The 13,761-nt window shown below is 61.5% G+C and carries 11 protein-coding genes; 7 read left to right on the forward strand and 4 right to left on the reverse strand.

All coding sequences use genetic code 11. The annotated features are described in order from the left end of the window. Positions 1 to 4: 4 nt before the first annotated feature. From purD to MLD24_RS08365, 7 genes are all read left to right on the forward strand, one after another. On the forward strand, positions 5 to 1,288 hold the full coding sequence (purD, locus tag MLD24_RS08335) for a phosphoribosylamine--glycine ligase (RefSeq protein WP_248166073.1): 1,284 nt from the start codon (positions 5 to 7) through the stop codon (positions 1,286 to 1,288). Positions 1,289 to 1,404: 116 nt separating this feature from the next. Continuing rightward, entirely contained in the window at positions 1,405 to 2,367 is a 963-nt protein-coding gene (locus tag MLD24_RS08340; RefSeq protein ID WP_248166075.1) for an alpha/beta fold hydrolase, read from the forward strand. Between the two features lie 28 nt (positions 2,368 to 2,395). Continuing rightward, on the forward strand, positions 2,396 to 3,967 hold the full coding sequence (locus MLD24_RS08345) for a cation:proton antiporter family protein (RefSeq protein WP_248166077.1): 1,572 nt from the start codon (positions 2,396 to 2,398) through the stop codon (positions 3,965 to 3,967). Between the two features lie 162 nt (positions 3,968 to 4,129). After that, complete coding sequence (locus MLD24_RS08350) at positions 4,130 to 5,437, forward strand: sigma-54 dependent transcriptional regulator (RefSeq protein ID WP_248166078.1); 1,308 nt, start codon at positions 4,130 to 4,132, stop codon at positions 5,435 to 5,437. Positions 5,438 to 5,559: 122 nt separating this feature from the next. Continuing rightward, the gene (locus MLD24_RS08355; protein ID WP_248166080.1) at positions 5,560 to 6,057 is read left to right on the forward strand and encodes an acyl-CoA thioesterase; all 498 of its coding nucleotides are present in this window, start codon (positions 5,560 to 5,562) and stop codon (positions 6,055 to 6,057) included. A gap of 196 nt (positions 6,058 to 6,253) precedes the next feature. Continuing rightward, positions 6,254 to 7,114 (forward strand): immunity 49 family protein, encoded by an 861-nt coding sequence (locus MLD24_RS08360; protein ID WP_248166083.1) that lies wholly within the window; start codon positions 6,254 to 6,256, stop codon positions 7,112 to 7,114. An 85-nt stretch (positions 7,115 to 7,199) separates the two neighbouring features. After that, entirely contained in the window at positions 7,200 to 7,763 is a 564-nt protein-coding gene (locus MLD24_RS08365; protein WP_248166085.1) for a hypothetical protein, read from the forward strand. A gap of 359 nt (positions 7,764 to 8,122) precedes the next feature. Here the strand turns inward: MLD24_RS08365 and MLD24_RS08370 are convergent, their stop codons facing one another. The 4 genes from MLD24_RS08370 to MLD24_RS08385 form a co-directional block, all read right to left on the reverse strand. Then, complete coding sequence (locus MLD24_RS08370) at positions 8,123 to 8,641, reverse strand: DUF7691 family protein (protein ID WP_248166087.1); 519 nt, start codon at positions 8,639 to 8,641, stop codon at positions 8,123 to 8,125. A 224-nt stretch (positions 8,642 to 8,865) separates the two neighbouring features. Beyond that, positions 8,866 to 10,461, reverse strand: a complete 1,596-nt coding sequence (locus tag MLD24_RS08375) for an isocitrate lyase (RefSeq protein ID WP_248166089.1) — start codon at positions 10,459 to 10,461, stop codon at positions 8,866 to 8,868. Between the two features lie 191 nt (positions 10,462 to 10,652). Next, positions 10,653 to 12,617, reverse strand: coding sequence for a CASTOR/POLLUX-related putative ion channel (locus MLD24_RS08380; protein WP_248166091.1), 1,965 nt, complete (start codon positions 12,615 to 12,617; stop codon positions 10,653 to 10,655). 111 nt (positions 12,618 to 12,728) lie between these two features. After that, positions 12,729 to 13,643: an LpxL/LpxP family acyltransferase gene (locus MLD24_RS08385; protein ID WP_248166093.1), complete on the reverse strand. Its 915-nt coding sequence runs from the start codon at positions 13,641 to 13,643 to the stop codon at positions 12,729 to 12,731. Positions 13,644 to 13,761 lie beyond the last annotated feature (118 nt).

Raw genomic sequence — 13,761 nt, forward strand, 5'->3', positions numbered from 1 at the left:
GACTATGAACATTCTTGTAATTGGCAGTGGTGGACGCGAACACGCCCTGGCCTGGAAAGCGGCCCAGTCGCCCAACGCCGACAAGGTCTTCGTCGCCCCCGGTAACGCCGGTACCGCCGGCGAGCCGAGCCTGGAGAACGTCAACATCGACGTTATGGATCTCGACGGCCTGGCGGATTTTGCCGAGCAGAACCAGGTCGGGCTCACCATCGTCGGCCCGGAAGCACCGCTGGTGGCCGGCGTTGTGGATCTGTTCAGCCGCCGCGGCCTGCGTGTCTTCGGCCCGACCGAGGGCGCCGCGCAGCTGGAAGGCTCCAAGGCTTTCACCAAGGACTTTCTCGACCGCCACGCCATTCCCACCGCCGCTTACGCCAACTTCACCGATGTCGATGAAGCCCTGACCTATGTACGGGCACAGGGCGCGCCGATTGTGGTCAAGGCCGATGGCCTGGCTGCCGGCAAGGGCGTCATCGTTGCCATGACCCTGGAGGAGGCCGAAGCCGCCATCCGCGATATGCTGGCAGGCAACGCCTTCGGCGACGCCGGCAGCCGGGTGGTGATCGAGGAGTTCCTCGAGGGTGAGGAAGCCAGCTTCATCGTGATGGTAGACGGCGAGCACGTGCTGCCGATGGCCACGTCTCAGGACCATAAGCGTGTCGGCGACGGTGACACTGGCCCCAACACCGGCGGTATGGGCGCTTACTCCCCGGCGCCGGTGGTGACCAACGAGATCCACCAGCGCATCATGGACGAGGTGATCTACCCCACCGTGCGCGGCATGGCGGCCGAAGGTCACCCCTACACCGGCTTCCTGTACGCCGGCCTGATGATCGATGGCTCCGGCGCCCCCAAAGTGATCGAGTTCAACTGCCGCTTTGGTGATCCGGAAACCCAGCCCATCATGCTGCGGATGAAATCCGATCTGGTAGCGCTGTGCGACGCCGCCATTGACGGCAAGCTGGACCAGTGCGACTCCGAGTGGGACGAACGCGCCTCCGTCGGAATCGTGCTTGCGGCCGGCGGCTATCCCGGCAGCTACAACAAGGGCGACGCCATTTCCGGGCTGCCACAGACCGAGGTCGATGGCGAGAAGGTCTTCCACGCCGGCACCAAGCTTGATGGCGAGCAAGTGGTGACCAGCGGCGGCCGGGTACTGTGCGCCACCGCCCTGGGCAACTCGGTTACCGAAGCCCAGCAGCGGGCGTACGCCCTGGCCAGCCAGATCCACTGGGACGGCGCCTTCTACCGCAAGGATATTGCTTACCGCGCGATCGCCCGGGAGCAGTAGGCCCCAACGTGGTGATCCCGAAGCCCGGTTATTGACCGGGCTTTTTTTTGCGCTAGTGTAAGGGGTTCTGTCGCAAGGCTTTTCGGCCAACCCCAGACACGCCCAAGGACCCGATGATGGCTCAGCCTCCCCCCCAACTCCGCCTGCTGCTCTGTCTCTTGCTGATTCTGACCCTCAATGGCTGCAGTCGCCAGGAACTGTTTGACAAGGCCATGGCCTGGGAACGCAGCTCCGCCGGGCTCACCGTCGATCAGATCGAGGTCGGCGAGCTCAGCATCAGCTACCTGCACAATCAGGAAGCCAACGACGGCCCCACCCTGGTGATGCTCCATGGTTTTGGCGGCAACAAGGACAACTGGGTGCGGATGGCCGGCGAGCTGACCGACCAGTTCAACGTTGTCGCCCTCGACCTGCCCGGTCACGGTGACAGCAGCAAGCCCCTGACGCTGGGTTACCGCCTGGAAGACCAGGTCGGCTACGTCCACGACACCCTGGCGGCGCTGGGCGAATCGAAGGTGCATCTGCTCGGCAACTCCATGGGGGGTGCCATCACCGCGCTTTACGCCGCCACCTATCCGGACCAGGTCCACTCAGCCAGCCTGTTCAGCCCCGCGGGGGTGTTCAAGTACGACAGCGAACTGGTTACCCGGATTGAGGAGGGCCAGAACCCGCTGATTGTGAGCCAGCCCGGTGATATGGAGCGGCTGGTGGCGTTCGTGATGAGCGACCAGCCGTTTGTGCCCTGGCCCATCTACGACGTGATGGAACAGCAGGCCATCGCCAACCGGCCGGTGTATGAGAAAATCTTCCTGGCGATTCGCGATTCCGGCTACGATAACGCCTTCCGGGACCGGCTCGCCGACATCCAGGCGCCGGTGATGCTGGTGTGGGGCCGGCAAGACCGGGTGATTGACTACCGCAATGCCGAGGTGTTCCAGCAGCGGATCAACACCACCGTCACGCACCTGCTCGACGACATTGGCCATGTGCCCATGATCGAGACCCCGGACCATTCCGCCGAGCTGGTCAGAGCGTTTATCAACGCACCACCCGCTGCTGGCGCAACCGTTATCCGTTAACACCCACGCACGTTAAGGCAACACGCGCATGCCCGAAGCTCTCTGGATCTCCTTCGCCTTTACCCTTGGCCTGATTGTAAAGGCGGTCGGCCTGCCCCCGCTGGTGGGCTACCTGGCCGCCGGCTTTGCCCTGAGCGGGTTGGCGACGGTTACTCCGCTGGCGGTGGAGAACACCGATGTACTTGATCACCTCGCCCACCTCGGGGTGCTGCTGTTGCTGTTTACCGTCGGCCTCAAGCTCAAGCTGCGCTCGATCCTCAGTCCCGAGGTGATTGGCGGTGGCCTGCTGCATTTCACCATCAGCTGCTCGCTGTTTACGCCGGGCATTTACCTGTTACTCGATACCGACTGGTCCACCTCGCTGTTGCTGGCCATTGCACTGTCCTTCTCCAGTACCGTACTGGCGGCCAAGGTGCTGGAAAGCAAGCGGGAACTGCGCGCATTTCACGGCCGTGTCGCCATCGGCATTCTCATCATGCAGGACCTGATCGCCCTGGTGGTGATGAGCATTGCCGCCGGCAAAACTCCGTCAATCTGGGCTCTGGGAGTGTTCCTGCTGCCACTGTTACGCCCACTGCTGTACCGGCTGCTGGATGCCAGTGGCCACGACGAACTGCTGGTGCTGCTGGGCCTGTTGCTGGCACTGGTGCTGGGCGGCCTTGGTTTCGAAGCCGTTGGCCTGAGCTCGGAACTGGGGGCGCTGGTATTCGGTGCCATGCTGGCCAACCACCCACGGGCGGTGGAATTGTCGAAGTCGCTTTGGAGCGTCAAGGAGATGTTCCTGGTGGGCTTTTTCCTACAGATCGGCATCGGCGGTCTGCCGGACCAGCAGGCGCTGATCTTTGCTGTCGCCGTTGCCCTGCTGCTGCCACTCAAGGGCGGGCTGTTCTTCTTCCTGCTGCTGGCCTTCCGGCTGCGGGCCCGCAGCGGCTTTCTGACGTCGCTGTCACTGGCCAACTACAGCGAGTTCGGTCTGATCGTGGCAAGCGTGGCGCTGCCGGAGTGGCTGGTTCCGCTGGCGATCGCCGTGTCGCTGTCGTTCGTGATTTCGGCCCCCATCAACCGGGTTGCCCACACCCTCTACGAACGTTACTCCGGGGCCCTGAGCCGATTCCAGGCCGACCGTCACCACCCGGACGAGCAGCCCATCTCGCTGGGAGACACCCGCATCCTGGTGATGGGCATGGGCCGCACAGGCTCGGCGGCCTACGACCGGCTGATGGACTCGGAGCCGCGGATCATGGGCCTGGACTCGGACCCCGCCAAGGCCCACATGCACCTCAAGGCCGGCCGCAACGTGGTGTTCGCCGACGGCGAGGACACCACCTTCTGGGAAGCCCTGCACATGCCCAGGGTGGAAGCGGTGGTGCTGGCGATGAGCGACATCGAGAGCAAGATCATCGCCGCGCGGATGCTGCGAAACCGGGGTTTTGACGGCTTCATCATTGCTCACACGATGTTTGCCGACGAGGCTGAGAAGATCAAGGAAGCCGGCGCCAACGAGGCCTACCTGACCATGAACGAAACCGGGGTAGCGCTGGCCAGTCACATCGATGACTACCTCCAGGCCGACGCAACCACCGGCGGGACTCGAGGCTGAGCGACATGGGAACGTCAGTGGATTTTACAGTTTTTAACAGCCGTGCAACGGACGCCCAGCCGCCTGACACCGCCACTGGCGACCTGACGGAGCGTGGCATGTATTCTGCTTGTACAGATCCAGAGCACAATTCCGGACACGTATGGGCACTGAGGACAGGCAATGGGGGCAGACAGAACGCTGTTATGGTTATCACCGGACCCGGAGCAGTCCCTGCCGTCCCTGACCCTGGCGGATCGCTGGCATTTGGTGCCAATCGACCTCAATCAGCCCCCCAATGTCCGCTCCGTGCCACCGGTGCCCCGGGTTGGCGTACTCGACCTGCAGAACTACGACAGCGAGCGCCTTCCCTGGCTTGAGGAATGGCTGGTTGCGCTGTCGCCCACAACCTGGGTCGGGCTGACCAGTCAGTCTCCCTATGACGAACCGAGCCTGGGCACGCTGATCGGTACCTACTGCGCCGATTACCACACTCTGCCCCTGGATCTGCCCCGGCTGGATACCGTGCTCGGCCACCTCTGGGGTATGGCGGACCTGCAGGCACGGCTGGCCGAGGGTCACAAGGCCAGCCTGCAACGCCACGCTCTCGCCGGCGACTCGCCACGGATTCACCAGACCCGGACCCTGCTGCAGCGATTCGCCCAGACTCTGGAACCGGTGTTGATCCACGGTGCCAGCGGCACCGGCAAGGAGGCCGCCGCCCGCTTCCTGCACGATCACTCACCGGTCTCCCACGGACCATTCGCCACCATCAACTGCGCCGCCCTGCCCAGCAGCCTCAGCGACGATGCCCTGCTGGAGCATGAACCCGGTACCGGCGTGGGCAGCGTGGACAGCGCCCATGGCGGCAGTCTGCTGTTGCAGGCGGTGGACGAGCTGACCCTGGAGCAGCAACCGGCGCTGCTCGGACTGTTTCAGGATGAGCCCGGAGCCGCCGGCCATCAGCGGGACATCCGCATCATCGCCACCTGCACCCACCCACTGGATGCGCTGGTTCGCGCCGGCCGCTTCCGCAGCGACGTGTATTACCGCCTGGCAGGTCTGGAAATCCAGCTACCGCTGCTGAGCGAGCGGCTGGAGGACCTTCCCACCCTGCTGGAACTGTTCTTCGACGCCCTTCCGGACGCCCGCCGCCATCCGCCCCGGAGACTGGATGAGAGCGCCATGCGGGCCCTGCTGCTGCACGACTGGCCGGGCAACCTGCGGGAGCTGAGCAACCGCTTGCGTCAGGCGGTATTGCTCAGTGACCGACGCACCATCACCACCAACGACCTTGGCCTCACCCCACATCCGCCCGGGCAGTACGAAGGCCTGAGCCTTGACCAGTTCCGCGCCCGCGCCGAACAGCAGGCGGTGTCCTGTTCCCTCGCGCTGACCCACAACAACGTATCCGCCGCCGCCCGGCTGCTGGATATCTCCCGGGTGTCGATGTACCGGTTGATGGAGAAGCACCGCACCTACCGGGGCTGAGATCGCCAACACAGCCCGACGACGTCGCCCATCAACGCAGCCCATCAACGTAGCCCATCAACGTAGCCCGACAACGTGGCTTCGGTTACGCTTACCCCAGCCATCCATTACAGGGACACGTCATGCAGCAGGACAACGCCCGGCCGGTGTCGGCCTCCGCCGTGGACAGCCACGTCTACAAGGTTTTCCCAAACGACCTCAACTCCCATGAAACCGTCTTCGGCGGCATGATCATGGCCAAGTGCGACCGGCTGGCGCTGGTGGTGGCGGAACGTCACTCCGGGTTTGTCTGCGTGACCGCAGCCGTGGACTCCATCCATTTCCGGGCGCCCGCCAAGGGCGGCGACACCCTGCTGTTCAACCTGGCCCTGAACCGGGTCTGGGGCTCATCCATGGAAATCGGTGCCAGGGTCATGGCGGAGAACAGCTACACCGGCGAGGTGCGCCATATCCTGTCGGCCTATTTCACCTTCGTTGCGCTCGATGAGAACGGCCGGCCAATCCGTGTGCGTGCCGTACAACCGGAAACAGCCGATCAGCAGCGCCGTTACCGGGACGCGGAAACCCGCCGTCAGGGCCGCCTCGCCACCCGGGAGAAGCTGGCGGCGTCGAAGGCGTGAGTGTTTGAGCCTCTGACCCTGAGATCATTCCGCGTATTCGCATCAATCAGATGGCGGCGGGGGTAAGGATAGTTCTGATAACATCGACGATTTGAAGCGTTGCCTTATAGCCAGGAAGACTCTGGCCTTCAACGTATCTGGTAAAACGAAGCCTGCCGGGAACGCAGGTTATCTAGACAGCAGGGAGGGTACGATTTTGAAGTATGACATGGAGCGAATGCTCAAACAGTACAATGTCAGCCTTGAGCATGCCTACCAGCATAACTCCGAGTCATACTTTGGACCGTTAGATAAGGTTCCGGAGATGTTTCGCGTAAATCCTACATTTGCTTTCTCGAGGCGAGTGAGGGCCACGAGGGAGTTTCTGATTTTTGAAAACCTGAAGCATGGTGGCACCGAGCTGGCGAGAGAGCTAGTGGTTGAGGCCGGCCAACTGACCGTTGGTTACTTTCAGAACCTGATGGCCGACGGGCAGCCGCTTACGATGCGGTTTCGGCGCGGTGATCTGGAGATGGTTGGGAAAGGCTCCAGCTCAGATAAGGGGGTGAAAAACTGGTGTCGGGCGTTCTGGCTGGCGTTGATCAACCGGGATACCGATGGGCTGGCGATTCTGGATCAAGTCGGGCTGGATATCTTCCTAGATAATAACGGGGGGCCTGACACTGCCTTCAAGCTGACGCTGAGTAATTTCTATAAGGCCTTGGCAAAAGCCGAGCCGAACCTGACGGGGAAATTGCAGGCCACCCTGGAGACGCTGGAAACCGAAGGCTGCCGGGCTTACGACGTCCAGTACGAGGGCCAGATTCTGCTGCCCTCGCTGGCGGTGTTGGCCGCCGTGCTGAATGAGGAAGGCGAAGCTCGTTATAACGAGCTGTTGCAATCCGCGCTGGAGCAGCACCAGGCTTTCTGGATGGCGTGGTCAGCCAATGACCCTCATAGTGACGGACTGCTTTCGCTGCCCCTCACCGCCATGGCCTCGGTGGCCTACGACCGGGCCGGGTATAGGGTGGCCGAGGCCAGCGACTTCGTGCCCAACTGGATGGTGGAAGGGCAGTGAAGCAGCGAGCTGCCTGTGCCGCTACCTACTGATAACCCGCAATAAGGAACACACGATGTTTTCACGGATGACAGAAGGAACTCCGATGATCAAGCGAATGACCGTATCGGTTGCTCTCACCGCTGCGTTGGCTGCGCCGGTGGCGGCGGAAAGTCTCACCGAGGAGCAAGTTACCCTGTTTCTGGACAAGACGCCGGCGATTGAGGCGGTGTTGGCGTCGACCAATCAGGACTTGTCCAAGGCCGAGAATAAGCAGGTACAAAATGCCACTTTCGATCTGCGCCCCTATACCACGTTGACCGAGATCATGGCGAGTAAGCCATCGATGGCAATGCTGGACCAGGTGGCCCGGAAATCGGGTTATGACGGATTTGCAGACTACGCCCAGGTTTTCGACCGCATCTTTTCGATCGCAATTACCGGCGATATGGTGGCGACCGCCGCTACCCTGGGTGAACCCAATCCCGATCCCGCGCTGTCCCAGAATCCCTACGCCTATGTGAATGATGACAGCAACCCGCCGGAGCTGCGGGCGAAGATTCGCAACGATCTGAACGAGTTTTGCCAGGAGCGCTGTGTAAACCCTGACGACATGGAGATCGTGGGCCGTCACTACGAAGCGGTGGCTGAGGCAGTGCACGTCAGGTGACGTTAGCACCTGGTGACAGCGGTCGCGATAGCGGTGATGAGACCGGGCACCCAGTGTCCGGTGCTGTCAGCGCCCAGGCTACACTCGTCTTCCGAGGCAAGGCGTTATGCGATCTGGCATGGCGAGATGCCCAGCGTCATCGGCTTGATGAAATCTGTCAGGCCGGTGGCTATCGACGAGTACGTCGCAGATGGGGCAACCTTTCCGAGCGCCGACGACTGCGTGAGCAGAAGCTTCAGAGCATCGTTGAAGACGTCGCAGCTTAATCCCAAGGACCGGCACGGTTGTGGCAGCTAACAACCGTGCCGTAATGGATACACTTGGGCTGGAGTACTGACCAGAGATCCCGCCACCCCCTCTCAGTAATAAAAGACAACCAAATCCTGTTCATGGGGCTGAACGAAGTCTAACCAGCCATTCATCTCTTTACGGCACTCTTCCGGCATCGGGGCGGTTTTGAGCTCTTCGCGGAGCTGAGCCTGGCTGCTGGGGCGGCAGGCATAGACCGAAGGAAAGTCGTCAGGCATGGGGAGTACCGGGTGGCTCAGGCAGTAAAGCTTGATACTGCTCAGGTTATCCACGATCGCTGGATCACATGGATAGCAGCTTTCGTTGGGGAGGCGGCCACCGAATACGTGGCACAGAATTTCGAAGACGTACCAGTAAAGATGCGGATAAGACGGATGGTTGACCTTGCCTGCGATAAAGTCATCCAGCGCCTGAATGGCTTTCACCGGCTCCATAAAATCACTGTCTATCTGTGCCAGAGCCGGAGCCAGGGATTCTCTTAGGCCAGCCAGTTCGTCTTCCTTCAGGTTACGGCCCAGCTCATTGATGTAATCGAGGTTGCAGGTGTAGGGAACCAGTCCATAGCTCATAATGATGTTCGCTCCATGACTCGCACTTGCCGTTCAACGGCAGCAGGTAGTTTGATTCAGATTCGGGCTGTTTTGGCGGAAAGAGACCAACGCCTTGAGCCGTCGTGAGTTTTTACCAGATGGTTAGCCGGAATTGAGGGCAACCGGGTAATTGTTTTACACCGATAAAGCAAAAAAGGCGACCCGAGGGTCGCCTTTTTATCAACACAGGGTGTCGATCGAGATTAGATGTTCTCGAACTGACCCATGGTGTTGTCTTTACCACCAGCCTTCAGAGCTGCTTCGCCAGCGAAGAACTCTTTGTGGTCGTCACCGATGTTGGAACCAGCCATATCCTGGTGCTTAACGGTGGCGATACCCTGACGGATTTCCTTACGCTGTACGCCTGCAACGTAGGCCAGCATGCCTTCGTCGCCGAAGTAGCCCTTGGCCAGGTTGTCGGTAGACAGGGCCGCGGTGTGGTAAGTCGGCAGAGTGATCAGGTGGTGGAAGATACCCGCTTCGCGAGATCCGTCACGCTGGAAGTTCGCAGTCCACTCGTCAGCCACTTGCGCCAGCTCAGTGCTGTCGTAGTCGGCACTCATCAGACGGTCGCGATCGTAGGCAGATACGTCCTTGCCTTCTTCTTTCCAGGCATCGAATACCTGCTGACGGAAGTTCAGGGTCCAGTTGAAGGACGGGCTGTTGTTGTAAACCAGCTTGGCGTTGGGCACCACTTCACGGATGCGGTTAACCATGCCAGCGATCTGGCCAACGTGCGGCTTCTCGGTTTCGATCCACAGCAGGTCAGCGCCGTTCTGCAGGCTGGTGATGCAGTCAAGAACAACACGGTCTTCGCCAGAGCCAGCCTTGAACTGGAACAGGCCGGAAGCCAGACGCTTCGGACGAACCAGCTTGCCGTTCTGCTTGATTACAACGTCGCCGTTGGCAATGTCGTCAGCGCTTTCGATAACGTCGCCATCGATGAAGCTGTTGTACTGGTCGCCCAGGTCGCCCGGCTCGTTGGTCACGGCGATCTGCTTGGTCAGGCCAGCGCCCAGGGAGTCAGTACGGGCAACGATAACACCGTCGTCCACACCCAGCTCCAGGAACGCCAGACGTACGGCGTTGATCTTGGAGATGAAGTCGGCGTGAGGAACGGTAACCTTGCCGTCCTGGTGACCACACTGCTTCTCGTCAGACACCTGGTTCTCGATCTGGATGCAGCAAGCACCGGCTTCGATCATCTGCTTGGCCAGCAGGTATGTCGCTTCGGCGTTACCGAAACCAGCGTCGATGTCAGCGATGATCGGCACAACGTGGGTTTCGTGGCTGTCGATAGCGGCTTCAACTTCTTTGGCCTTGGCAGCGTCACCGGCTTTCTGGGCCGCTTCCAGGTCACGGAACAGGTGGTTCAGTTCCCAGGCATCAGCCTGACGCAGGAAGGTGTACAGCTCTTCGATCAGACCGGATACAGAGGTCTTCTCGTGCATGGACTGGTCAGGCAGCGGACCGAACTGTGAACGCAGGGCGGCAACCATCCAGCCAGACAGGTACAGGTAACGACGCTTGGTGGTACCGAAGTGCTTCTTGATGGAGATCAGCTTCTGCTGACCGATGAAGCCGTGCCAGCAACCCAGGGACTGGGTGTACTGAGAAGTGTCCTTGTCATACGCTTCCATGTCTTCGCGCATGATCTTGGCGGTGTACTTGGCGATGTCCAGGCCGGTCTTGAATTTGTTCTGGGCGCGCATGCGGGCTGCGTGCTCAGGAGAAATGTTGGCCCAGTTGTTTTGCTTGATCAGGGATGCGATGGCATCGACGTCGCTTGCGTATGGCATGGTCTCAGTCCTGTCTCGTAGGTTTGAGGTACTGCATAGGGTGGTGGCCGACCGGAGTCGGCCACCGTTTCAGACATCCCGTCACGTGTTTTACGGGCGATCGGGTGCTGAGTTGCGGATACTGTAATGGCCCCAATTTCATAATTGAAATTTATATTATCTATTTCCAGCATTTTTTTTCTGAATGCCGATCAGTCCGCCGACGAGGCCACCGGGTTGGTGACCGCCAGCACCACCAGCCGGTCCCCGGGGCCGAGATCCAGGTAGCCGCTGCGGCTGGGGTTCAGCTCGAGCTGTGGGCCTGTGGCATGCCAACGCCAGACCCCGACCGCCAATTCCCCCTGATGAGCCAGCACCCGTTCCAGGGCACGAAAATCCGCGCTGGCCGGCAGCGGGTAATCCGCCGGGTCACGGAACTGAAACTCGGCGCCGCCGGCACAGAACAGCTCGTCCAGCACGACCCGCAGTTCCGGCCGTAGTGCCACCTGGGCCAGGACATGACTCAACACCATCGGGCTCACCAGCATCTCGGCCTGATGCACCCCCAGCAGATCCCGGTTGTCTGGATCACTCAGCTCCAGAATCAGCTGCGGTCGACCACCGGCTTCCGCCAGGATGTCCTCAAGCTGCAGGTACCCCACCATGGCCCGGGCATCAGCCTCTTCCCCGGAAGACAGCCGATCGCTGCTCAACAGCAGAATGGTGTCGTAGCCGTCCGGCCGCAATCGCCGCAACTCGCCTTCCACCATGTAGTCCGCTTCCAGATGCTGGCATCGCAGGCGCCGGGGCGTGCCCAGGTAGGCCGACACCGCACTGACCCGCTGGGCCTCCGGCACCACCGACACCACATCCACCTGCAATTGCTGCTGGGGATAGCTGTCCAACTCCTGCAGCAGCGCCGGTACCTTGCGGCTCCAACCCAGCACCAGCACCCGTCGTTGCCGGGCGGCAACCGCCACGGGTGCGACCGCCGGCATCCGCGGCACTGGCTTCAGTGGCGACTGGCGGCCGTCCGGCTCGGTGTCTTCGTAGCTGCGGGCCATCATCACGATGCGATCCCCCGCCACGATCTCCGTCGTTGTCGCCACCGCCAACAGCACCTGCCACTGGCCATCGTCGCCTTTTCTCAGCAGGCCCAGCACCAGGGCCCGGGGCCGCTGACAGGCCAGGCTATCCAGCGTCATGCCCACCAGGCCATCGTCACTGCGAATGTACAGCTCGTTACCAACGCCGGAGGTAAGCAGTTCGTTGTAGATTGCCGACAGCCCCGGATGGAAGACGTTCTGGGCCAGCAGCCGACTGATGGTGGCGTCCCCCGCCACCACTTCCACCGGGCCCGGGTAAGCCCGTTCGATGACCGGACGCTTGCGCAGATCCTGCACCTCCGCCACCACAAAGGGCAGCGCCTGGCCCGATTGCCGGGCCTGGGCGGTGATCGACAGCAACGCCTTGACGGTCTCCACATCGGCACTCACCAGACTGCTGCTGGGGTGGACCGCGCTGGGAATGATCACCGCCGCCGCCTCAAGGCACGCGACCCGGTGCAGGGCATCCGGCTGGATCGGCTGCCCGGCCCTCAGAATCACCTGTCGGGCCTTGCCGCCGATGCCGGGCTCGCTACGAAGTTCCAGCACCTGGGCCGCCGATGCCTCCTCCGACAACACCACCAGATTCAGGCGCCGGGCGTCGTGGCGCTCCAGAAAGCGCCGCACCCGCCGGCTGGCGCCCAGCAGTTCCGACAACAGCGGCAGGGTGAGCGGTGTCCAGCCCAGTACGACCACGTGGTTTTTCAGCGACACCGGAGTCAGGCCCCGCTCCAGGTCATTCATCAGCGTGATCAACCAACGGGTCAGGATCGCCACCAGGGCACCCAGAAACACCACGTAGCCGCTGATGGTCAGTAACGTGGAGACAAAACGTTGCCAGCTGCCACTGTCGTCTCCCAGGTACCCCGGGTCCGTCAATCGCAGGAAGGCCCACCAGATCGCATCTGCCAGACCGTCAAACGGCTCCCCCAGCGGCGTCACCAGCAAGCCCCCCACCAGGGAGATCAAACCAATCACCAGCGCCACAACCAACAGCTGAAACGCCGCGCCACGGACGAACTGGCGCTCAACAAAGAACTTCACACGATCAATGAACCGCAATGGCAGCATGACGGGGGCCACCTCCCTTGGCGAACAGGGTTCCAGACAACGACCAACCAGCCGGGTTGGTCGGGGTTGGTCAGGGTAGCCTCAATGTAGCATGAACCCCGCCCTGGTCAGCTAGTAAACCGCCGCAGCCCCAGGGGGGCGGGTTTTGAAGCGTTTGTGCAACCACCAGTACTGGTCCGGGTAACGCCGAATGGTGTCTTCGATAAAGCTGTTCCAGGTGGCCGCATCCTGCTGCGGGCACTCACCAAAACCCTCTTCAATGGCCGAAAACTCAATGCGGTAATTGCCATCCTCGTTACGCAAATGGCTGACGCAGATCACCGCTGCGCCGGTCTCCCGGGCAATGTGGGTGGGTGTGCTGATGCAGCCGGTGTCGACACCGAAGAACGGGGCAAACAGATCGGTACGGCGACCAAAGTCCTGATCGCAGCCGTACCACACCTGACCACCGCCACGGAGGAAATCCATCATGCCGCGCAGTTCCCGCTTGGTGAACGGCTGGATACCGAAATGACGACGGCGGCCCCGTTCGATCATTCGGTCGATCACTGGATTATTGTTCGGCCGATACATGTAACCGGGATTGGGCAGGTGGCAGGCCACCAGCGGCAGCGCCAGATCGAGGATGCTGTAGTGGCCGCCGATTAGCAGCACCCCTCGCCCACGATCCTGCGCCTCCTGCACGTGCTCCAGCCCCACCACTTCCGCCGCCTGTTGCCAGGGTCGGGTATCTCCCCACCAGCTGTGCAGGCTCTCGAAGACGCCCTGGGTGCAGGACTCGAATGAGGCTGTCATCAATTGCTGGCGCTGCTGCGCCGTCAGTTCCGGCATACAGGCCGCCAGGTTGGCGTCCACCACCCTTGCGCGGGAACGGAGCTTGCGGCTAAATACGCCGCCCAGCTTTCGACCCCAGCTGCGCTTGGTGGCCATCGGCAGCTGGGCCAGCAGATACAACACGAAAACCACGGCCCAGGACGGCCAGAAACCGGGGTGCCACAATGGGCGAGATGTCTTGCGTTTGCTCACGGACGGTACTTCCTTTAAGTCTTGTTATCGGAGTCCAACTGTCGTCCCGGAACCGCATCCCGGGAGGCAACCGTCAGAGCGACCGGGAGGGTGACACAATTGACAGGGGCTTGATAGT

The sequence above is a fragment of the Marinobacter xestospongiae genome (assembly GCF_023156385.1).
Lineage (GTDB): Bacteria > Pseudomonadota > Gammaproteobacteria > Pseudomonadales > Oleiphilaceae > Marinobacter > Marinobacter xestospongiae.